Raw genomic sequence first — 21,878 nt, forward strand, 5'->3', positions numbered from 1 at the left:
CTTGGGAGCATCCAGATGAAGAAGCACTTCCTTGCCGCCGTCGCTGTGACGATCGGGGCTCTCGCCCTGACCGCATGTGGTGGCAACGCAAACTCGAGCTCGTCCAGCAGCGCCTCCGGCTTCGGAGACTGCAAAGTCACTGGCCAGCCGGACAGCATCAAGCTCAAAACTCAAAAGCCCGATGTCCTGACGGTCGCCGTCGTTCTGCCAAACCCTGGATGGTCCAATGGCACTAACCCCGATTCGGTCAAGAGCGGATTTGAATACTGCATGGCCGCAGATATCGCCCACCGTGCCGGCCTCAAATCAGTTCAACTGAAAAACTTTGCATGGGATCAGTTCATCTCCGGAACGGCATCCGGCTACGACATTGGACTGGCAACAGTGACAATTACCGATAAGCGCAAGGAAGTTTTTGACTTCTCACGGAGGTATTTTTCCTCAAACCTTGGCATAGCGACCAAGAAGGATTCAAACGTCACGGCCGACACCCTCCGTGACTCGAAGATCGCAGTCCTCCAGGGCAACGTAGGCGCACAGTGGGTGGCAGAAGTGCTCAAGCCCACCAAGTCCGCAGCAGTCTTCCAATCCGCTGCGGACATCTTCACTGCGCTCAGTGCCGGACAGGTCGACGCAGTCGTTACCGACACAACAATCGCCCTGACCAGCGTGAAAGAGACAGGGGGTGCTCTCGCCGTAACGGGTCAGATAGCTCTCGATCAGGGCTACGGCGTTGTGCTTCCGCGCAACTCGGAGAATACCGCGGCTGTCGACAAGGCCGTCGGCGACCTGGATTCTGACGGGACACTGAAGTCTCTAGCCGCTGACTACCTTCAGCCCACGTTCGGAGTTGACCCTAATTCCGTCCCGTTCTGGGTCGTCAAGTGACGTCGATTGCTGCCTCGCCTCTAGCGGCGGCGCCACGTCTCAGCCCTCCGCCAAGGAGTCTCGCTCTTTCGGCGGCGGCTGCAGTTTTCGCCCTGTTCCTCGTACTTTCAGTCGCGGCACTCGGTGCCGCCGCGATGAATGGCTCCGAAGAAGGCACCACCACGTATGTTGTCGGCTGGCTTTTGAGTACTGTCGGCGTATTGTCGGCAGCTGCCGTGTTGTGGATCGCGGTGCGGTCCTTGCGCCGGTCTCTCCGTGCTTCCAAGGAAGTGCGTGAAGGACGGATTCTCGACGCCCGGGCGAGTGGCGCAGCATCCCTGCATGATGCGACCTTCACCTTCGGGCTCGGCATTGCAGTCCTCATCGTCATCACAGGTGCGGTGCTGGTCACCGTAAACGAAGCCATCATCCAGAGGACCTTCCTGCGCTGGGACTTCATGGCTGAAAGCGTAGGTGACATCTTCGCAGCCTTCGGCCTGAACATTTGGATTGCGGTCATCACCGAGATCTTCGTTCTTACTTTCGGTCTGCTGCTGGCAGTAGCTCGCCTTGCCCCCGGAAATGCCTGGCGGCCTGTTCGGGCCATTGCCATCGCCTACATCGATTGCCTGCGCGCAGTGCCGGCGATCATCGTCATCTACTTGGTAGGTTTCGGCTTGCCTCTGCTGCAGCTTCCAGTATTGTCCGATCTGCCGCCGGAATGGTTCGCGATCATCGCGCTGACTCTGACTTTCAGCGCCTATACCGCCGAGACCTATAGGGCGGGCATAGAAGCAATCCATCCGTCCCAGTGGTCCGCTTCCCGTTCGCTCGGCTTCTCGTTCGGCAAGACGCTCCGATTTGTTATCTTGCCCCAAGCGGTGCGGGGCGTGATCCCGCCGCTGCTTAGCTTGTTCATTTCTCTTCAGAAGGACACTTCGCTGGTAAACATTATTGGCACCATGGATGCGTTCAACCAGGCCAAATTCTATTCATCGGCGAACTTCAACCTCTCGTCAGTAACAGTTGTCGCCGTACTCTTCATTCTGATCACTATCCCGCAAACCCGCTTCGTTGATTGGATGCTGGCGCGAGGCGTTACCCGCCGCGGACGAAAGGGAGGTAAATAATGTCGTTCATTGAGTTGGCCGGCCTGCATAAAAGTTACGGCGCCCACACCGTGCTGCAAGGCATCGACCTCCAGGTCGAGCGCCATCAGGTCGTCACCTTGATTGGTGCCTCCGGATCGGGCAAATCGACCTTGCTGCGCTGCATTAATGCTCTGGAGCCGATAGATACAGGCGAGATCCGCATTGACGGAGACGTGGTCAGTGGCCCCGGGGTGAACGTCAATAGTCTGCGCCGGGCGGTAGGAATGGTATTCCAGTCATTCAACCTCTTCCCGCACATGAGCGTATTGGATAACGTTGCCCTTGGTCCGATCAAGCTCCTGGGACTTCGCCCTGATGTAGCGCGTGAACGCGCCTACGCACTCCTCGAGCGGGTCAACCTCGGAAACCGCTCGAGCTATTTCCCCGAACAACTTTCCGGGGGCCAGCAGCAGCGTGTAGCGATTATGCGAACACTCGCGATGGAGCCCAAAGCTGTGCTTCTGGACGAAATCACCTCCGCACTTGACCCAGAGCTAGTCGCTGAGGTTCTCAACATAGTTCGTGAGCTCGCGGCAGATGGGATGACCATGATGCTGGCGACACATGAAATGCACTTCGCGCGCGAAGTTTCTGACCTTGTCGTCTTTTTGGAACAAGGACGCCTCTTGGAACAAGGCCCTCCCGAACAGGTGTTCGGCGACCCCGTGCAGCCACGGACGCGCGAATTCCTTCGCCAGATTGTGGAGGCCGGGCGCCTCTAAACCCTGGATCGACCCACGACACACGCTTCAACCGGCCGGATGGTTAGTCCGGCACTCGCGGGAGAGCATTCCACAAGTTCCCAAGTCTTTCCATGGCTCGAAAACTGAAACATAAAGCTGCCCGGCAGGCTTCCTCACAAGAGGAGGCCGGCCGGGCCATCTTCGTGAATTGGATGCAGAGGCCATGCTGGCTGATTGCAGCCAGCATGGCGTCAAGACCGTTACTGTTCGCCGCGTTGCTGCCAAAGTCGCGGCACGCACTCTATGGCAACTCTCACGGTTGTAAGGTCGTCCAGCTGCTCTGCACTTCAAAGCATGCTGCGGCGCCATTCTGCAGCGGCTGGCTCCTGCGCTGGCAAAGTTGCCGCCGGTCTCTCTGGCCGGACGACAATGTAGTAGCTGAAGGCATCTTAACCGCACGCCAGGGCCCACACCTCCCGGATTCCGGCGGGAGCGACGGCGCATGCTTCGACTTTCCATATACTTCGGCTGCCGGGACGTCGGGCCGGGGATCCTCAGCAGGACAGTTCCAGGCACTGGGGAGGTGCTGGCGTTGTCCCAAGACCGCTTATTGATCCCCGATTCACCGTTTGGTTTCCGGAATGTGACGCGTTGCCCCGGCGCCGGCGCGTCCAGATTTGGCCCGGGCGATGCTCGAAGATCAAAGGTTTCGTTTATTGCATCGTCCTCTTGAGGAGTCGTAGGAACATCAGGTCGGAAGATGTGATTGAGACGCCGTTGCCTGCCATCAACATAAGGTGTATGGTACACACCTAATACCTTGTCTAATTTAGCTAAACAGCGCGCACAACAATGCGGTCGGCCGGAGCACGGAGTAGCTCCTCCCGGCTGGCGTCTTGCAGGTCCACCCGGAGAGCCGCTGTTGTGACAAACCGCCGCGTGCCGACAAAGGCACGTTGAAAGGACTTCAGTGGGCACGATCTATACGGCAGAAACGCTGATCACGGCTGACCATGGAGGAGTCTCCATTGAGTCTTTCCACGGCTCAGGGATTCTTGTGGACGGCAGCAAGATCATTGCGCTGGCGCCTCTGGGCGACTTGGTCGGCGAAGGCCATTCCTTACGCGATTTCGGGCCGGGGTCCACGATCCTTCCCGGGCTAATAGACACACACGTTCACTTGGCCTTGGATGGGAGTCCGGACCCGCTGACCGCATTTAACAATTCAGATGACCGCCAAAAATTCGCATGCATGTTGAAAAACGCCCGGGAGTTGCTCAGCGCTGGTGTGACGACGGCGCGTGATCTGGGCGCGCCTGATCTCTTGGACCAGGCAGCGAAGAGGGCAATTGATTCAGGCTACGCTAGGGGCCCCCGCCTCTTGACGGTCACGGCGCCTCTGACCATCACGGGGGGTCATTGCTGGTTCTTCGGTGGTGAGTGTGAAGGTGTGGAGGAAGTCCGGCGCAAGGTCAGAGCCGCCCGGCGTGACGGGGCAGACTGCATAAAGATCATGTCGACCGGTGGAGACCTGACTCCCGGAACGATGCCCTCGCAGCCTCAGTTCACGCTTGAGGAGCTGCGGGCCATCGTCGAGGAAGCACATCGCTATGGCCTTATGGTCACGGCGCATGCCCACGGCGAAGAAGGTATCCGTCGCGCCATCGAAGCTGGAGTGGACAGCTTGGAGCATTTCAGCTTCCGGATGGCGGACGGATCGCGGCAGGAACGTCCCGAACTTATTCAGCTGGCGGCGAGCCGTGGCGTTTTCGTCTGCTCAACCCTGAACATCGCGTGGTTCACCGTAATGGATGGCAGCGAATTTGTGCCGTTCGACATGATGCGTAAGTTCGTGGACCAAGGCATTCGGATTGTTGCCGGTACGGATGCCGGTATCGGTCACGCGAGCCATCTTGAATATGTGGCTGGCCTGGAGGGCATGGCGGCACTGGGCATGACCAATGATGAGGTGCTGCTGGCGGCCACGGCTTCTGCGGCGACTTCCTTGGGTTTGAAGGGTGTGACAGGGGCCTTGTCCCCGGGCCATGACGCGGATCTCGTTGCCATCATGGGTGAACCCCGCAGGAACCTTGCCTCTCTTCGAAACGTGATGGGGGTCGTGACAAGGGGCGCCGAGTATCATCCCGAATTTACGTCCACAAGGTCATGGAACGATGCGGTTGTTGCGCCGAAGTACCACCCGCACTCCTAGCGCATGGCCTGCCCGGTTACACGTCCCAGCTGAATCAGGAGGTTCAGTTGGGACACTCGCGTACCGCCAGCCACCGCCATCTACTGCCCGACAGCGGATTCTACGCCTCGTCATGAGTGAATCTGTTGGTCGAGACTGCCATCGTATTTAGGCGGTGGGGTAGAGGCGGGAAGTCTCGAAGCTGCATGGATCCATGCCTAGATGAATCCCTATGCTGTCTTGATTGAAGGATGGCAGCGGAGGACTGGTCAGAATCATTCTAGACAGTAAGGCACTGCGATGGCGCTGCCAGGGTGGCGGCGGGCACCGCCCAGGACGGCTTAGCGCGGTTCCCCCTGCCCCGCTCTGCTACTCGATTAGGGGACGGAAGTGGAAACTATTTGCGTCCGCTTTCGATGACTCGGCGGATCTCTTGCCGTGTGTGCTCAATGTGATCCTGCATCGCTTGATGTGCGCGTGAGGGATCACCGTCCCGTATGGCTTCGAACACGAGCTTGTGTTGCAGTTGATCATCTTCCATTGGATCGGGGTGGTCCAACATGTCCGCGGGGCTGAATAATTCACTGCGGGCGTGCCGGACCGCGTTTTCCAGCCTTTTGCTCCCTGCCGCCTTGGCAACTGCATCGTGGAAGGAAGCATCCGCCAACCGGAACTCGGTGTGGTTGGTAGCGGCGGCTTGCTGGTGAATCGCGGCGAGCATAGCTTCCAAGTCGGCTGATGTCCGACGCGATGCTGCCAAGCTAGCCGCGTGGCACTCTACGGCAACTCTCATCGTTGTGAGATCGTCCAGCTCATCTTCGCGTTCGAGCATGTTCCGGCGCCATTCGGCGAGCGGTTGGCTTAGGGCCGTAACGAAGTTACCGCCGCTCTTGCCCCGGCGGGCCACGATGTAGCCCTCTTCCTGAAGCTGTTTGAAGGCCTCCCGCAAACTTACTCTTGCCACGCCGAGAGATTCTGCGAGCTGCCGCTCCGGAGGGAGCCTGTCACCCGGGCCCAGTTCGCCGCGATGTATCAAGCCTTTGACGTATTCGGCCACGCCTTGGGGAACAGAGACGGAAGTTACTTGATCGGACATAGGTCCCAGCTTAAGGCCAAAGGGTGTCCTTTTGCTGGAGGTAGCCCAGACTTCAGCAAATTTTTTGTTTGCCTGCAACTCCTTGAGATCGCCGAGCACCTCCTCCACGGATTGCCGGCGGCGGTCCGGCGTCGGCCCATCGTCCTTCCGGAAGGACCTCGGACCATGGATTGCAGCAGTGGTCACCTCGGTCTTGGGGATGCCATCCTCTCCCAGAGGGTCATGGAAAATGCCAGTTGTGACCCTACTCACTGCTTCCGGCGATAGTGGTGGCGTCGATGACGAAACGGTATCTGACATCAGAATCGATGACTCGTCGGTAAGCGTCGTTGACGTCCCGGGCTGAGATAACCTCCACCTCCGCGCCGATGGCGTGTTCGGCGCAGAAGTCGAGCATTTCCTGGGTTTCAGAAATGCCCCCAATGGCCGAGCCGGCAAACGAGCGCCGGTTGCGGAGCAACGAAAAGACGTTGACGGGCAAGGGCTGAGCTGGGGCTCCTACGTTTACCAAAGTTCCCTTGAACGCCAGCATCCCGAGGTACGCGTCAATGTCGATCGGTGCGCTGACGGTGTTGAGGATAAGGTCGAAGACTCCGCTTAGCTCTTTGAAGGTCTCCGGGTCGCTGGTTGCCTTGTAAGTGGTTGCTCCAAAACGATGCCCATCCTCTTGCTTGGCGAGTGACTGGGACAGGACTGTGACTTCGGCACCTAGGGCGGCCGCAATCTTGATGGCCACGTGCCCCAGGCCGCCCATGCCAACAATGGCCACTTTCCGCCCAGCGCCCGCTCCCCAGTGGCGCAACGGCGAGTATGTGGTGATGCCCGCACAGAGCAGTGGCGCAGCCACGTCAAGGGCTAGCGCGTCCGGGATTCGAAGTACGAATGCCTCTGTCACTACAACGTGAGTGGAGTAACCGCCCTGTGTGATACTCCCGTCGCGGTCAATGTAACCATACGTGCCGACGCCACCGTTCAGGCAGTACTGCTCCTGACCCGCGAGACAGTGCGCACATTCGCGGCAGGAATCGACCAAGCATCCGACGCCCACTCTGTCGCCGACGGCGTACCGGGTCACGTCGGAGCCCTTGCCCGCAACGATGCCGGCTATCTCGTGGCCGGGGCAGAGTGGATACTTCTGGGCTCCCCAGTCGCCCCGAACCGTGTGAATATCCGAATGGCAAATGCCGGCGTACTTGATTTCGATCAGGACGTCGCTAGGCCCAGGCTCCCGTCGTTCCACAGTGGTGAGAATGAGCGGTTCGCCGGGGCCGGCGGCGGAATAAGCAGGTACGGTGTACAAAGCGGCTCCAGTTCGGGGAGTATGGGGTGGGCTGGTTCTTAGAGCAGGATTCCGGTGTATTTCGTTTCCTGGCAGGCCTCGAGGCCTTCGGTGCCCGCGTGCCCGTGGAGTCCGGATTGGTTTGTTCCACCGAGGGGGAGGGGCCGGCTGCGGGCCGGCGGTGGTGCGGTCATGTCGGCGTCGAGAGCGTCTGCCACCCATCTCGAAGGTGTAAATCCCTGCGACGGGGCCAAAGATTTTTTCGGTGCGGACATCCGCATTGGCGGGGATATCGGTCAGGACGGTGGCCGGGTAGTAGTTGCCGGGCTCTCAATCTGCACGGAACGATTGAAGACGGCCGCGAATGGTCGAGGGCCGGACGCTGTCCAGTCGCTCTGCGGGGCGGATGAAGTCCACAATCTTGCTCATGATGTTAGGCCTCCTGGCATTCGAAGTTGGGAGTCGTCAGGCGAAGGAGCGTTAGCTCCGCCTCCTTTTTCAGTGCGGTGAAGAGCGGTTGCCCCAGTTCGGCCTCAGGCAGGTTTGCCTCCGGGTGCCACTGGATACCAAGCACCCAGTTTTCTCCGGTGAGTTCGATGGCTTCGGCGAGACCGTCGTCGGCGTGGGCTGTGACGCGCAGGCCGTCACCGAGGATATTGATGGCTTGATGGTGGAATGACGCGACCTTAATCCGGGCTGCGCCTACAAAGACGGCTGAAACCCGGCTTTCGGCCTCCAGCTCAGCTTCGTGAACCGCAAAATCCATGGTGTTGTTATGGCGCAATTCGTAGTGGGAGACGCTGCTGGGACGCAGGTCGGTGTGCAGGGAACCGCCACGGGCAACGTTCAATAACTGCATCCCGCGGCAGATGCCCAACACAGGCAGGCCGTTGTCGAGGCCGAATCGGATGGCAGCCATGTCAATGCGGTCTTGTTCCGGGTCGACCCCGAACAGGGTCGGATCATCGTCCGGGCCGCCGAATAGAACAGGGTTGACATCTCCGCCGCCAGGGAGCACGAATCCGTGGCAGCGGGCGAACCTCTCCATGAGTTCCTCGTCGGTTCCAGGGCCGATGATGACAGGTTCGGCGCCGGATTCGAGAATCAGGGCGACTACCGAATCAAAAGCCTTTTCTGCCTCTTGCATGGCCGGGTCACTCGATCCACAACCCAACCGGGAGAGCCGGGCTGTAATGCCGATTCTCGGGCGAGTTGGTTCTGTCATGGTCAAGGTGTTCTCCTCAGGGGTTTAGCGAGCAGTGAATTGGCTGCAGTTTTTTTATTTTTTAGGGTATGAGGTCTACACCGCATACCTTAAAAGGATGATCCTCAACCAGAGCACATGTCAAGGCGGCTGCCATGTCTCCGGCGAGCGTGTCTCGAACCTGACTGTGATGTGTAGTTGACGGGATTTTCGGGCCCAAAGCTCCGCCGGCGTTCATCCAGGGCAGGTCTGATGGGGCGATCAAGGCTCTGACAGTTTCTGGCCAGGGCCCATCAGGGATGCGCCAGAACAGGTGGTTTGATGCCACCAACGGCATCAAACCACCTGCTCTCGTGGCCAAACCGGATCATGATGAAGAGGTTCAGCTACTAGCTGGGAATTGGTTTGAACGCAGTTTCCTTCATGGTTGCGTAAAAGATGACTGAGATGACCATCAAACCGGTGAGGTACCACGGGAATGCAAGGGGCGCTCCCCAAGCGACAAACTGAGTGCCGACCAGTGGAGTGGTGCCGCCCACGAGGCCCACAGTGGCGGCGTATGGGAAGCCCAGTCCTGCGGCGCGAAACTTCTTCGGGAACATTTCAGCGAACGTCGGTGCCGCCGTTACGGCGATCAGAGCAAGGGTACTCATGGCGATCGTCTGGAGGATAACCAGGGTAATGAGCTGGTCGTTGAGCAGCGCCAGTGCGGGTACGGTGCCAGCGGTTAGTAGGACACCTGCTGTCAGCAGAATGGGCTTACGGCCGAAGCGGTCGGTCAGTCGGCCGATCCCGATGGAAGCGACGCCGACTATGGACACTGCTATTGCCAATGAAACGAGCCCGTACTTGGGGTCCAGGCCCTTATAGGTCGCCGCGTAAGTCGGCATGTAGTTTCCCCATGCGTAGGTCATCGCCGTGTAGCCGATTGTCAGGCCAACGACCTTCAGGGTCGCTTTCGGATGCTGGCGGATGGCGTCGAAGATCCCCAGCGGCTCGTGCTTGGCAGGCTCGGTGTCGATTGTCTCTGCCATTCCGCGCCGAATCCAGATACCGGCAAAGGACAGCATTGCGCCGAAGATGAAGATGGCACGCCATCCCCAGCTGGTCATGTCTGCCGGTGAGAGCGTCCATGTCGCGAGGGCGACAAGAAGCGTGACCAGAATTTGACCGGCGCACGCGACGGCGTAGATCACGCCCGAAATGAATCCGCGGCGTCCTTCGGGAGCGACTTCCATGGAGAAAGCAGTCACCGCGCCGAACTCTCCACCGATGCAGATCCCTTGGACCACTCGGGCAAGAATCAGGATGATGGGCGCCATTATGCCGATCTGGGCGTACGTCGGGGTCAGCCCGATCACGAGGGCTGCGCCGCCCATGCCGTAAACGGTCAGCATGAGGGCAAATCTGCGTCCGAGGCGGTCCGCGATCTTTCCGATGACCAGACCCGAAATCGGACGCACAAGGAAGCCTATGGCCATGATTCCGAAAGTGGCAATCAAGGCAGCCATCGGATCCGTATCCGCTGGGAAAAATTGCTTTGCAAAGTAGACCGCCAGAAAGACGTACGCGTTCCAGTCGAAGAACTCGATGAGGTTTCCAACGGCGGCGGCGGCGAGCTGCCGCCGCGGGATGGAGCCTGCAGTAACTGGTGGCCTGGCCGCGGTTGATGGAGCTTGGGTCACGATGACTCCTATGGGGTGGGGTGCTGCGTCTTAGAACGGAGAAAAGTCCCTGAGATTTGGGGACCAGGGGGTGGACGTGGACTGAGGCCCATGGGGTGTGCGCATTAGGCTTGTGGTTCACACCTAATACCTTTAGGCGTTAGGAATATGACACAGCACACACCCTTTGGTTGTCAAGGTCTCAACCAAACGTGAAGTGAGGCCGCTAGGCAGGATTTAGGCGCTAGCGGCTCCCAGGCGTGTGGCGAACCGTTCGCCCGACACCGCCGCGGTAGTAATGGCAGGACCGTTCGCCGAGCAAAGCGACTTCGGCATGGTCGGATCCAGCACCGGCATCTATTTCCAACGAAGGGGCTCCGTTCGTCGGCGTGAAGATGCTGATTTACTTCTGTAGGGCCCTTCCACGGTCGAATCGCCTGGTGGAGGTTTTGCGAGTCAATTCACGGTCTGGTCCCGGAAGAAAGAGAAGCGTAGCGTCTGATATGTCAATGAATACGGTGGCCGCAGTCGGGCCGGAGCTCGCATCGATTGCCGCATAAAAACCCTTTCGAAGGGATCGGACATGGCGGGATGGAATGCAGAAACTGCGGCAGGGCCGTTGGGGAGCGGGGCGGTCACATTAGTGGAAGGATCGTCCTTCTGCATCTCCTCGTCCAACGGCGACATCCTGCCGGGCTACCCCCAGGGAGTTTTTGTTCAAGACACGCGGATTCTGTCCAACTGGGCCCTGACTATCAACGGCCAATCGCTTGAACCACTGTCAGCGGAGACGAAGGAACCCTACCGGGCACTTTTTATCGGCCGTGTTCCCCGTTCAGACGGCTATGCAGACAGCCCGCTAATTGTTGAGCGGCTACGCGAAGTAGGTGCTGGGCTCTTGGAGCAGATCACCGTTCGGAATTATTCGGTAAGTCCAGTCGAATGTCTGATCCGCCTCAGCGTTGAGGCTGATTTCGCCGATGTGTTCGAAGTGAAGGAAGCCAAGATCGAGCGGCGTTGGGACGAAAGTCGACGACCGAACAGTGATTCACTCACCATTCAGGCACTCTGGGAGGAGGTCAGCAAAGGGGTTGTTATTACGGCCATTGGTGCTCAGGTGGAGGCGGATGCTCTGACATACCGGACGGTGGTGGGGCCAGCGAGCGACTGGAAAGCTGTACTGAGCGTAGTGCCGTCTGGTGACCGAGCCGATCACGTGGAACCGTTCATGCATCCGGACCTCCGCGGACCGTCACCCAGCGATCTGCGCCGCCGGGGGTGGGTGGCCAAAATCCCAGTGTTGCAGATGGGTAACCATTCCATCGAGCGGACCTTGCGACGCAGCTACGACGATTTGGGGGCCTTGCAGATCGAGGATCCGGATCATCCGGAGCGTGTGGTTGTAGCCGCGGGGGCGCCATGGTTCATGACCTTGTTTGGCCGGGACTCGCTTTGGACGTCTCTAATGGCGCTTCCCGTTGACCCATCCCTGGCCTTGGGCACCCTGCAAACGCTGGCGGACCGCCAAGGCAAGGTGGTGGACCCGGTTACCGAGGAGGAGCCCGGCAAGATCCTCCACGAAGTCAGGCTTGATGTCTCCAGCGGGCTGGCTTTGGGTGGCAAGTCCGCCTACTATGGCAGCGTCGACGCGACACCGCTGTTCGTGATGATGCTCGGGGCGGTGAGCCGCTGGGGGTTTTCCCCGGATACCACCGCTGCTCTGCTACCCCATGCCGACCGTGCTTTAGCTTGGATCCGGGACTACGGGGACAAAGACGGCGACGGGTTCGTCGAGTACGCGCGCCTCAACGGTCAGGGCCTAATCAACCAGGGTTGGAAGGATTCGTGGGACGGCATAAATTTTGCCGATGGTACGCTGGCGGAGCCACCGATGGCGTTATGCGAAGTGCAAGCCTATGTCTACGGCGCGTATGTTTCACGGGCCTGGATGGCGTACGACGTCGGTGACGAGTCGCTGGGGGCCGAACTCATGGACCGCGCGGAGCGGCTAAAGAAGCAGTTCAATGAGCAGTTCTGGCTGCCAGAGCGTGGCTACTACGCCATCGCACTGGATCGCGACAAGCGTCCCGTCGATGCGTGCGCGTCCAACATGGGTCATTGTCTTTGGTTTGGCATCGTCGACGACGACAAGGCGCCGCTGGTGGTTGAAAGACTAATGTCTCCAGAAATGTTCAGCGGTTGGGGAATCCGGACTCTGGCCAGCGACATGGGAGCCTATAACCCTGCGAGCTATCACAACGGTTCGGTCTGGCCCCATGACAATGCCATCATTGTCATGGGACTAGTACGCTACGGCTTCGTTGAGCAGGCGCAACGTATTGCCACCGCGTTGCTGGAGGGCGCCGAGTACTCCAACGGACGGCTGCCCGAGCTTTTCTGCGGCTTTGATAGGGGACAGGTGGCGCAGCCCGTGCCCTATCCCACTGCTTGTTCGCCGCAGGCATGGGCAGCAACTGCTCCGATCGCGCTGGTGACGAGCCTGATGCGATACGACGCGCACGTTTCCCGTGGAGGCTTGTGGCTGGATCCGGCGCTCCCGGAGTCCTTTGGCCAACTACATATCACCAATGCCCCGACGGGCCGCGGACCCGTCACTATCGATGTCCTCGGGTCCGAATGCACAGTAAGCGGACTGGCCGAGGGCTTGACGCTTTACCGTGGGCACCGGCCATGGATGACTGAGCTTGTGGATCAAGCCAGGCAGCACTCGAAACGGATGCCACGGGGCTAGGGTAAGCACAGGGAGCAGGCTCAGCGTACCCACGAGTTTGTCGCGTTTGTACTCAGGGTTTCGCGCCTGGAATCGCCGAAGGCTTTGAGACTGGCTCGGCGCACGAGCCACCAGTCCGGCGTCACGTCACTCGGAGCCTGAGGCGGCGCACGGTTCCCACGTTCTTGACCATGCGGATCCCGTCGTCAAATGACTTGGGAGCTCCTTCCTTAGACGAGGGCTGACGATCCGGAGTTCTTCCTCGCGGAAGGAGAGGCTCTTGACTTGCTTTCCCCGTTGCTTGAGCATCACGGGGTCGCTGTCTTCCTTTACGGCATGTCGAGGTGGGTTTTGTAGGCGGTGTTTTTGTTGCTGTTCCAGCCGGCGATGATGCCGGCTCCGAGCATTTGGTCGCTGAGGCGTGCGAAGCGGTAGCCGGGGTCTGTGTCGAGGGCGAGTTGCATGTATTGGTGTGCTTTGGAGCCTCGGCCTTGCCACCAGTTGATGTAGCCGATGGTGGTGAGGATGGGTGCTGCGTGTTGAGGGCTGGTTCTGGTGTAGGCGTGGAGGAGGAGTTGTTGGGCCCATTCGATGCGGGACCATTTTGGTGGGGTGTTGGTTTGGGCGAAGAGGATGTGTTGTGGTGGTTCGTCGATTCCGGGGATGTCGGCCAGGAGCCGGTCACGGATGTGAGGGAACTGGAAGTTGGCGATGAGGTTGAGGCAGTCCTCGTCGGTGGGGAAGTCCTTTGATTCGAGCATGCCTGTCCAGAGCAGGCTCGCTTCTCGTGCAGCATCATCAGGGGGCTGTGTGCGGATGGTGTTCATGCGTTCTTCGACGGCGGTTGATTTCGCTGTTTCCTGTGTCGCAGCTGGGAGCATGATTCGGTTGGTGGGTTCGATGGTGCTGCCGCGGTAGATGAATTCGGCGTTGACCTGGCTGTACTCAGTCGAACTGAGTGGAAGGCTGATGTCCTGCCCGGGCTCGCTGTCGTAGGGGGAGTAGGCGTCGTCACCTACGAAGATCCCGTCGCGGATGGTGATGCCGTTTTCGGCGAGGACTCCGGTGAGAGCTGCAATGGTGGCTGCGTGCGGTTTGGGCTGGCCTGGTTCGCAGCGGGTTGAGGTGTAGACGGCGAAGACGATGCTTGTCGCGGTGGTGTCGCTGGTGAGGTAGCTGCTTACGGTGCGGGCGTAGGCGAGTTCGCTTCCTTGTTGGCGCGGGAGGTCGATGCGGAGGGTCGCGCCGACTTTGTTCTTGTCTAGGGTGATGCAGACGAGGCTTTCCGTGGGCCAGAAGCCGAGGGTGTGCCCGATGAAGCTGAGTAGGTCTGCGGGGTCTTTGATGGTGAGCGCGTTCATTGTCCTTTTCCTTCGCCCTGTGTGTATTTCTTGTGGTCGTTGGTCTTGTGGGCCGTTCTGATAGGGGACCTGTGCGCTGGGGTAGGGGGCTGGAGTGCAACTTGGGGGACCGGGGCAGGGACGGAAAGTTCGGGAGGATGGGAGCGACGCAGGAGCGCCGAGCGAAGTTTCCGGATCGGGTCCGGCGCGTGAGCGCCCTGGTTGCGCGGAGGACCCTGCCAGCGATGATCGGGATATCAGAATGACAAACAGCGGTGTTGCTTCTGGTCATTCATGGGCGGGACTGGCAGTGGCGCTATGACCCTCGTGACATTGTTCTAAACCGTTTCGACGCAGGGGTTGGCCCGCTTCGGCTCCGCGAAGTCAAAACATCTCAGCGCTTGCAGGTTTGCACCTAGCCATAAGGCATCTTCGTTGGCCTTGAGCCGACAGGCTTGAAATGTCTTCAGAAAACTTCAACTTCCTTCGCGAGTAAGGCAAGATCGTCCTGGGGGAGCTGTACAGGGTGATCGGACCTGCTGAGCGTTGAACCCGTAGTAATTGTTTCGACGACGATAGGTTCCCCTCGTGAGCGTCCCCGCCGGTTGGTACACAGACCCGCAAAACACCAGCTTTGTTCGCTACTGGGACGGCCTGCAGTGGACCGATCACGTCCAGCCAGCCCAGCCACAGCAGCCAGCCCCGCTACAGAACTCTCCGCAGGAGCCTGTACAGGTACAAGATCATTTCCAGCAACAGCAGGTAGCGGATCAGGACCGGATTGGAGGGCCGCGAAAGGTCGGGTTCTTCGGTGCAAAGAAGACCGCCGAGACTGCTTTGGCCGATGTAGAGCGGTTGCAAAGGATCCTTGACGAGCGAGGACTCCTCGAATTCGATCAGATAGAAGCCAGCCGGGATGAACTCCGGCGCACAATGGAGAACGAACGAAGGACGTGGGCAACCGAAAGCCAGCGTCTTGAGCAACACCTTCGCGAGCTGCGCTCCGAACTGGCCCAAGCAGAAGGCCAACTGGTGAGCGCTCGAGCCGCTGCCGTGCTTCAGGAAGTGGGTGTCTTCGATTTCGAACATCCCGCTGAGCACTCCGCGCACCTGGCCGCCAAGCTGGAATCGGTCCGTGCCCAATACAAGGAGATGGCCCGGACCAAACAGGCAATTCATGCCACGTCGAACTTCACGTTCAACAACTCCGCGAAGCAGGGTATGAAGTTCGTGAACCAGATGTCGACCATCATGCTTCGCGCATATAACGCAGAAGCCGAAAACTGTGTAAAAACGGTCAAGGCCGGCAATCTGGCAACGGCGACAGCTCGCCTGACTAAGGCAAAGGAACAGATCGAGCGCCAAGGTACGATGATCAATCTGCGAGTCGACGAGACCTATCACCACCTGCGCATCCAGGAAATGGTCCTCGCTACAGAACACCTTCAGGTCCTTGCCGCTGAGAAGGAAATGGAGCGCGCCCGCCGCGAAGAGCTGCGCGAACAAAAGAAGGCCGAAGCTGAACTGGCGGCGGCCCGGGAAAAGCTTGCCAAGGAACGCGCCATGCACCAGGCAACCCTGGACGCACTGATAGCCAACGGGGATCTCGAAGGTGCCGAACGCATGAGGGCTAAAATCGCTGAGGATGAGCTTGCCCTTGCTCACGTGGAACGGCGAGCTGCGAATATACGTGCCGGTTACGTGTACGTCATTTCCAATATCGGTGCTTTTGGGGAGAACATGGTCAAGATCGGGATGACCCGCAGGCTGGAGCCGATGGACCGGGTCAACGAACTGGGAGATGCGTCCGTGCCTTTCCGTTTTGATGTGCATGCGCTTTTCTACTCTGACGATGCCGTCGCCACCGAGGCAATGCTGCACCGGACGTTCGCTGAGCAGCGCGTCAACAAGGTCAACCTCCGCCGCGAATTCTTCCGGGTCACCCCGCATCAGGTCCTGGAAGTACTGAAAGAACACCACGTCGAACTCGTTGAATTCACCGAACAACCCACCGCCGAAGAATTCCGCCTCAGCACACCAGAGGCAGAGGCGTTGCCTGTGTAACGCAGAACTACCAAGTCCCGGTGAACGCATCCATAGCGAGAGTGGAGCCGGCCGTTCGTGCGGCGCGTGTCATATGCGCCGTTATCGGCGATGCTCAGTAGCAAGCGGTGGCGGTGAAGGCCAGAATTCCGGCGCTCTACCAACGCCGGACGGTGGCGTTGGCCCAGCGGACGACGCTCAGATGTTTCTCGATGCTCCGACAACCAAAGAGGACCGGCAGGTGGTTGAGCTTCTCGAATGCCCGATTTGGGGTAACCGCAGTGGACAGCACACGATTTGTGTCTGCATGGTTCAACGCGGTGGGCTTGATTCCTTGCGGCTTACGCCTGTTTCCAGCTATATAGGGCGTCGGATAGGGCTGCGAGCACATGCTGCAGCTCCGCGTTGACGATCTCGTAGCTGAGTCCCGGCGATGTCGATTCCACAAGCCCATACATAGGCAGGTGGTCTCCGAGCCCGATCAGCGTGGGTGGGATGAGGTAATGCATGCACCTGTTGCGGAGTTTCCGAAGGGAACGGAGGTTTAGCGCTTGAGGCGAATCAATGACGCTACTGATCCTGGTCATACCCGGGGTATCGGCTAGCTGAGAATATTTGTCGCGCACTTCATCCAGCGCGTTGAGGGCGTGGGAGACGGTGACGAACTGGACTCGGAAGACCGGGTTGGTGAAAGGCCCTTCGACTGGTTTGAAGGCGTGTAGGCAGCTGTTGACCGATCCTTCGATGACGCACAGGACATCTTTGAGTGCGGCCGGGAACTCAGGTTCGAAGCGCGTTGTGTAATAGTCTGCGCGGTCGAGCGTTACTGCGGATGGTGCCTCGCCCCACAGATCCACAGGCAACGGCGTGAACTCTGGGGCATGACCAAATTGCCGGACGATCGCCGCTGCTGCCCGTCCGATGTCGTAACCGAGGCGGTTGGAGTACTCATTCGGGACGATTGTCCGCTCCGAAAGCCGCCCGGATCGTTGGAACTCTACTGAACGGCTTGTCGAATAGACTCGGCCATCCTTGACGCCCATGCCGAAGTTTCGACGCGGAGCCCACGCTTTGGAGTGCTCCCGGTCGATACGTTCGAAGTCTTGGATCACCCCGTCGTATAGCTTCTGGGTGTCGTCCAGGAGCTTGACGGTGTGTCGGGACGCTTCAATTTCGGTCGCGAACTTCAGGGTGACTGCTCGGACCTGCGTCGGTCGGCGACGCCCAAGGAGGTCCATTCCTTCATGGACGATCCGTGCCATGTGGGGTGTTAGGGCTAAGCCGATGATTCCTTGCCACTGCGCGTTTGCTTGGCTTGCCTCACCCAACGACGCGATCCAGTTGACGTCATCCCGGAGCATGCGCAGATCCAACGCCGCCCAGTCGGCCCTAGCTGCCGCCCTGTCCTGCTGACGCTGTAATTTAGCGCTTTTTCCGCTCATGGTTTCGACACTAGCCCACACCGGTACACGCTCTTGGGAAAGACGTTCCTTCCTCTAATCCCGTGTTTCCAGCAAAGACCATTAACGACCGTGGATCCGATTTCGGGTGGAAATCCGGTCGAATTCTTGATCACGGCTAGAGGTGGCGCATGTTTCGAGGCACGGACGCCGCGTCGCTAAGTTCCACCGCAAAATTACTGTTGAGGAACCTGTAGCCGTCAGCCTTCTCGGTAAGAAAATCGATGGCGGCTAGCTTTTTGCCAGCCTTGGTGTTCTGCATATAGAAGTCGGGGACGCTTGATAGCTCGCCAGCCAATTCACGCTTTCGGGCGCGGAAGTCTTCCTCAAACTCCATGGCCTTGGCGTTCACGATCCTGTTGGCGTCGGGTATGACCTGGTGAGTAAGCAGCACGTCATTGATCTCGCCCAGGCCGGCTTCGACGAGAATGGCAGGAGCGATGTGACGACGTTTATTTACCTGCTCCCGGCGGTACCTGGGCGACTCGACTAGGACATCTACCGCGGCCCGTAGTTTGGCGTAGTGAACTTCTGCACGGGCGTCCTGTACGGCGTCGTCCTGATTTTGCGCGGCTTGTACCGCTTCATCGATTTCCGTCAGCAGCGGAGCAATCCATTCGGTCTGAGCCGTCCATTCATACACGAGTCCGCTAGCTACCCATTTGACTGTCACCGACATGAGCGAGTCATTGTGGATCTCAGTTGCCTCTAGCAGGCGTTCGGCCCTGAGCGGCAGTTCCTCGTAACCTTCGATGCTCCGTATCCTGCTCGTCCAGAATGTTTCTGTCTCCACCGTGATAAAGGGAGCGTTTGCCATGACTGCTACTCGGAGCACGTCGCCGATTTCAGCTTCAAACGGGTAGATCTGCACATCTGTTTCCCGAATGATTTCGACCCCGTGAATGATTGCCAGGCCAGCGGCGCTGGCCTGGTTTGGAATGTTGGCGGCGATCTGAGCCAGATCCGCTGACGTGTAGGTGAAGGTCATAATTCAGATATTAGTGAGAGAGCACGACAAGCCGGAAAAGACCATCTCATCCGCGGATTCTGTATGCGGCCGTCGGCGTGGTCTTATGCGGGTTTGCATGGTGGTTGTGGTTTTCTAGTAGTAGATGTCTCAGACCTCGCATCGGCGGGCCGTGGGGGATTGTCGTTGCCATCATTCTGATTTTGGTCTCGTTCGGACTTGCACTCTATGTATCTGTCCGCAATGACTCTGGGAAAGGTGGCCCTATGGCCGTTATCACTGATTGGCTCTCGGCACTCGCCGGAAATGTAGGCGCTGGCATGGTTGCGACAATCCTCATAAGCGGGTTCCAGGATGCTGCCGCTGTCAGAGCCGACAGCTCCCACCCACGGCGAAGATTAATTTGAATGTCGCGGGCAACCCCAGTTCTTCGCTGTCGCGATGCAAGTGGCCGCCAAAGCGGCACGCGTGGAACAGTCGAAGTTTGCTCAGGAGGTAGTGCCAAGGTTATCGACGATGACCTGATAGCCCTGCTGAAAGCCCGGGATCCAGAACGCGCATTGATCTGACGAAAATGGTGGAACAAGCGGCCCGCCACGTCTTCGGAAACCACCCCGATCCCTTTCTGGATTGGGCGTGCTGTTCAACTGGCGTACTTCAAGTGGTGACGCCCATGCGCTGTCGTGGCAGATCAGTTAAGAAATCCGGCTCCCATCACCAACACTGACGAGTCCGAACCCGGTTACAGAACAGAGTTCTGGACGTCGTTGGTAAGGGACCTGATGCAAAACGTCTGCGGGATCACCCTGGTCCTGAACGAGGCATTGCAGCTCTTCCAATCGATGAGCCAGCCACCGAACTATCCGTCGTGAGCCTTCGACGGGCAGCGTGGAGCGAGCAGGAGCGAGCCTGGGCTCGGGCGGCTTCCCAAGAACCGTGGCGCGCCCGCATAAGATGACGTCCATGTCTGAACCCGAACAGGTCACTATCCCCAACGGCGTGCCGAACATCCTCGCAAACGAGGCATACGGCCCGGACTGGAAGCGCACTCAGGACGTTATGGTGGTCAACACGGCCGGTGGCACCTCGACGCACCTTGCCCTGAACTCAGCGCTAGTCACGACGTAGGGCGGCCAGAAGACAGGCACTGTGGCCCGTGCCTGGTTTCTCCTGAGCGGATGCAAGAAGTGCTCTAAGTTGGCCATCAAGCAGGGCATTGCCACGATCGCGGATACGGACGGCACTCTCATCGACCTTGCCACCCGTACTGAGATCGAGCGGCCGGCATGACACCACGTCCACGCCGTGCCTGGCAGGCGGCAGCCAATCCAAGCAGGAATCCAAAGAACTGGGGAGTCGCGCCCTGTCGAGCCGGCCTCGCGCCGGAGCGATGGATCACCGAAGGTGGGCCCCGGCCTGGTGCAATTCTGTAGGCAATGTGTGGGATGAGAACCCCAAGAGACTGCTGGTCGTCGAAGAGACCAGTGTTGGCGCCGCCCGGAAAGCCTGCAAGGCCTGCGACGGGCCGTTGCAGGCCTGAGGCTGGTCACGAGGCGTCCTACTTCGCGTCGTCGGGATCCCAGTCATCCCGCGGGTCGCGCTTCTCCAGGGTCTCGATCAGCGGGTTGAACCCGTCGTCGCCAGCGGAGTCAGCTATGGCGCGCAGCTGGTCAGCCACCTCCCGCCACATGCCCGCATACCAGGCTGTGGGATCAGTACCGTTCTCACGGAGGAAGGCGTCCAAGGTGGACTTCCGATAGACCAGGCGGGAGCCTCGTTTTTCAACGACCGGACCCCGGCTGACGTAACGGAGGCCGCGGAGAAACTTCGTGCTCACCTCGAATCCGACCGGGCCGCTCAGGTAGGTCGCAGCCTCCTTCGAGGTCATCTCCATTTCCCCGCCAGGATCTTCCTCCGGTCCGTGGCCCAAACCGCTTCTTCCTTGCTCAACGAGGGTCAACCACAAAGTGCAAGCGCCGCATCAATGACTGGACTGATGTCGATTTTCAGACCGGAGACATCGGGGTGCGGCGCCCAGATGGGATCGATGTCGAGATAGTTGCCGTGATCCTTGGCTGTACCATTGGCTGCGTAGGTCTTGCCATCCGGAGCATCAACGGTCGCTACCCTGAGGGGCCGGCCGGCAACCGTGATGTCCTCACAGTGGGTTACGACGTAAGGAACTGTCAGCGGCCACTTATCTCCGAAATCGGTGCTGACAAGAAGACCTTGGTTTTTAGCCACCGCAGAGGGCACCTCGACGTTGGCGCGTGCTTTTGCTTCAGCTGGTACATAATCTGGGCAGGTTCCGTCCTGTGGCTTGCCGACGGCGATCGCAGGAAAGCTGACTACGACGTACCCTGCATTTCCGCCGAGCCTTGCCGGGCCTCCTCCTGGAGCCCAGGTGCGGTCAACGCAGATCTCGGATTCGTCAACCACAATGCCTTTGAAAGTCATGCCCTTCCAGATAGGGGCATTGGGCAGCTCAGTCTCAGCAGCGGCCTCTGCCTTGGTTACACGCTCCGCGTCAGTCAGGGTGCTGACAGGAGCTGCTGATGCCGACGGCGTCGACGGTTTTGAAGTCTCATCGGGTGGCTTGGACGTGGACGTGGGCGCTGCACAGCCAGCGAGAAGCAGTCCGGCGAAGACCATGCTGGCCGGCGCTGCGTACCGGGAATTAATCATGAGTTCGCTCCCGGGCTGGTATCGTCACCGTCGTTTTCGTCATTCACCGGGGCCTCCAGCTGTTCCATCGCCAGCAGCTTCCTCTCATTCCTGGCAGCAGCGAGGTCTTTGAGCTTGTCGATGCCCAGCTTCACGCCATAAATTGCGCCGGTGACGGCGATGACGCCGACGGCGCCTAGACCGGCACCTTGTCCGAGGCCCTCATTGTGGCCCTCTTGGTGACCGTCCTGGTGCCCCTGGTAGTAGCCGGCTCCGTATATCGGGCTTCCAGTCATGTTTTCCCCCAAAGTTGATTCTCGAATGAAGTCGAGCATATCGGCCTCGATGGTCTGCCCAGCGCCCGACTGACTTCTATGGGCTATCGTCTTCACTAGTGCCGCGTGTCTAAAGTAGTTTTATGGTTGGTGTTTGGGAGAATTGGGCATGGCTCATCCTCCCGCTCCTGCTTTGGATATTCGTGATGGCGACTTTGAGGTGTTGTCGCGGTGGTCCCGTTCCTCGGCGATGAGGGCAGGGC

General features: G+C 59.2%; 18 protein-coding genes. 7 read left to right on the forward strand and 11 right to left on the reverse strand.

From position 1 onward, the window contains the following. The first annotated feature begins 15 nt into the window (after positions 1-15). From AB4Z15_RS15320 to AB4Z15_RS15335, 4 genes are all read left to right on the forward strand, one after another. On the forward strand, positions 16-888 hold the full coding sequence (locus AB4Z15_RS15320) for an ABC transporter substrate-binding protein (RefSeq protein WP_442017949.1): 873 nt from the start codon (positions 16-18) through the stop codon (positions 886-888). Continuing rightward, on the forward strand, positions 885-1,997 hold the full coding sequence (locus AB4Z15_RS15325) for an amino acid ABC transporter permease (protein WP_442017950.1): 1,113 nt from the start codon (positions 885-887) through the stop codon (positions 1,995-1,997). The genes AB4Z15_RS15320 and AB4Z15_RS15325 overlap by 4 nt, the downstream gene beginning before the upstream one ends. Further along, the gene (locus AB4Z15_RS15330) at positions 1,997-2,740 is read left to right on the forward strand and encodes an amino acid ABC transporter ATP-binding protein (protein ID WP_442017951.1); all 744 of its coding nucleotides are present in this window, start codon (positions 1,997-1,999) and stop codon (positions 2,738-2,740) included. Before AB4Z15_RS15325 ends, AB4Z15_RS15330 begins: the two co-directional genes overlap by 1 nt. 931 nt (positions 2,741-3,671) lie before the next feature. Further along, positions 3,672-4,913 (forward strand): amidohydrolase family protein, encoded by a 1,242-nt coding sequence (locus AB4Z15_RS15335; protein ID WP_442017952.1) that lies wholly within the window; start codon positions 3,672-3,674, stop codon positions 4,911-4,913. A 376-nt stretch (positions 4,914-5,289) separates the two neighbouring features. On the opposite strand, the gene AB4Z15_RS15340 is transcribed toward AB4Z15_RS15335, so the two are convergent. The 5 genes from AB4Z15_RS15340 to AB4Z15_RS15360 all read right to left on the reverse strand — a co-directional run bounded on the left by AB4Z15_RS15340 (position 5,290) and on the right by AB4Z15_RS15360 (position 10,156). Continuing rightward, positions 5,290-6,240 (reverse strand): FadR/GntR family transcriptional regulator, encoded by a 951-nt coding sequence (locus tag AB4Z15_RS15340; RefSeq protein WP_442017953.1) that lies wholly within the window; start codon positions 6,238-6,240, stop codon positions 5,290-5,292. Next, a complete protein-coding gene (locus tag AB4Z15_RS15345) occupies positions 6,233-7,288 on the reverse strand; it encodes an NAD(P)-dependent alcohol dehydrogenase (protein ID WP_442017954.1) in 1,056 nt (351 codons plus the stop codon). The genes AB4Z15_RS15340 and AB4Z15_RS15345 overlap by 8 nt, the downstream gene beginning before the upstream one ends. A 38-nt stretch (positions 7,289-7,326) precedes the next feature. Next, the gene (locus AB4Z15_RS15350) at positions 7,327-7,485 is read right to left on the reverse strand and encodes a hypothetical protein (protein WP_442017955.1); all 159 of its coding nucleotides are present in this window, start codon (positions 7,483-7,485) and stop codon (positions 7,327-7,329) included. A 215-nt stretch (positions 7,486-7,700) separates the two neighbouring features. Further along, positions 7,701-8,492 carry a gamma-glutamyl-gamma-aminobutyrate hydrolase family protein gene (locus AB4Z15_RS15355; protein ID WP_442017956.1) on the reverse strand — a complete coding sequence of 264 codons (792 nt, stop codon included), beginning with the start codon at positions 8,490-8,492 and terminating at the stop codon, positions 7,701-7,703. A gap of 368 nt (positions 8,493-8,860) precedes the next feature. Further along, the gene (locus tag AB4Z15_RS15360; protein ID WP_442017957.1) at positions 8,861-10,156 is read right to left on the reverse strand and encodes an MFS transporter; all 1,296 of its coding nucleotides are present in this window, start codon (positions 10,154-10,156) and stop codon (positions 8,861-8,863) included. 562 nt (positions 10,157-10,718) lie between these two features. Here AB4Z15_RS15360 and AB4Z15_RS15365 point away from each other — a divergent pair. Next, complete coding sequence (locus AB4Z15_RS15365) at positions 10,719-12,887, forward strand: amylo-alpha-1,6-glucosidase (protein ID WP_442017958.1); 2,169 nt, start codon at positions 10,719-10,721, stop codon at positions 12,885-12,887. A 308-nt stretch (positions 12,888-13,195) separates the two neighbouring features. On the opposite strand, the gene AB4Z15_RS15370 is transcribed toward AB4Z15_RS15365, so the two are convergent. Further along, on the reverse strand, positions 13,196-14,227 hold the full coding sequence (locus tag AB4Z15_RS15370) for a DUF4192 domain-containing protein (RefSeq protein WP_442017959.1): 1,032 nt from the start codon (positions 14,225-14,227) through the stop codon (positions 13,196-13,198). 567 nt (positions 14,228-14,794) lie between these two features. Here AB4Z15_RS15370 and AB4Z15_RS15375 point away from each other — a divergent pair. Then, positions 14,795-16,270: a DUF4041 domain-containing protein gene (locus tag AB4Z15_RS15375; RefSeq protein ID WP_442017960.1), complete on the forward strand. Its 1,476-nt coding sequence runs from the start codon at positions 14,795-14,797 to the stop codon at positions 16,268-16,270. Between the two features lie 320 nt (positions 16,271-16,590). On the opposite strand, the gene AB4Z15_RS15380 is transcribed toward AB4Z15_RS15375, so the two are convergent. Both AB4Z15_RS15380 and AB4Z15_RS15385 read right to left on the reverse strand, forming a co-directional pair. Then, the gene (locus AB4Z15_RS15380) at positions 16,591-17,691 is read right to left on the reverse strand and encodes a hypothetical protein (protein ID WP_442017961.1); all 1,101 of its coding nucleotides are present in this window, start codon (positions 17,689-17,691) and stop codon (positions 16,591-16,593) included. A gap of 136 nt (positions 17,692-17,827) precedes the next feature. Continuing rightward, positions 17,828-18,697 (reverse strand): hypothetical protein, encoded by an 870-nt coding sequence (locus AB4Z15_RS15385; protein ID WP_442017962.1) that lies wholly within the window; start codon positions 18,695-18,697, stop codon positions 17,828-17,830. Positions 18,698-19,639: 942 nt separating this feature from the next. On the opposite strand from AB4Z15_RS15385, the gene AB4Z15_RS15390 reads away from it, so the two are divergent. Further along, positions 19,640-19,804: a hypothetical protein gene (locus AB4Z15_RS15390; protein WP_442017963.1), complete on the forward strand. Its 165-nt coding sequence runs from the start codon at positions 19,640-19,642 to the stop codon at positions 19,802-19,804. 430 nt (positions 19,805-20,234) lie between these two features. On the opposite strand, the gene AB4Z15_RS15395 is transcribed toward AB4Z15_RS15390, so the two are convergent. The 3 genes from AB4Z15_RS15395 to AB4Z15_RS15405 all read right to left on the reverse strand — a co-directional run bounded on the left by AB4Z15_RS15395 (position 20,235) and on the right by AB4Z15_RS15405 (position 21,636). Next, on the reverse strand, positions 20,235-20,564 hold the full coding sequence (locus AB4Z15_RS15395) for a hypothetical protein (RefSeq protein ID WP_442017964.1): 330 nt from the start codon (positions 20,562-20,564) through the stop codon (positions 20,235-20,237). 68 nt (positions 20,565-20,632) lie between these two features. Beyond that, positions 20,633-21,361 (reverse strand): DUF2511 domain-containing protein, encoded by a 729-nt coding sequence (locus tag AB4Z15_RS15400; RefSeq protein WP_442017965.1) that lies wholly within the window; start codon positions 21,359-21,361, stop codon positions 20,633-20,635. Beyond that, a complete protein-coding gene (locus tag AB4Z15_RS15405; protein WP_442017966.1) occupies positions 21,358-21,636 on the reverse strand; it encodes a hypothetical protein in 279 nt (92 codons plus the stop codon). The genes AB4Z15_RS15400 and AB4Z15_RS15405 overlap by 4 nt, the downstream gene beginning before the upstream one ends. Positions 21,637-21,878: the final 242 nt, after the last annotated feature.

It is taken from the genome of Paenarthrobacter sp. 2TAF44, from assembly GCF_052114885.1.
Classification (GTDB): Bacteria; Actinomycetota; Actinomycetes; order Actinomycetales; family Micrococcaceae; genus Arthrobacter.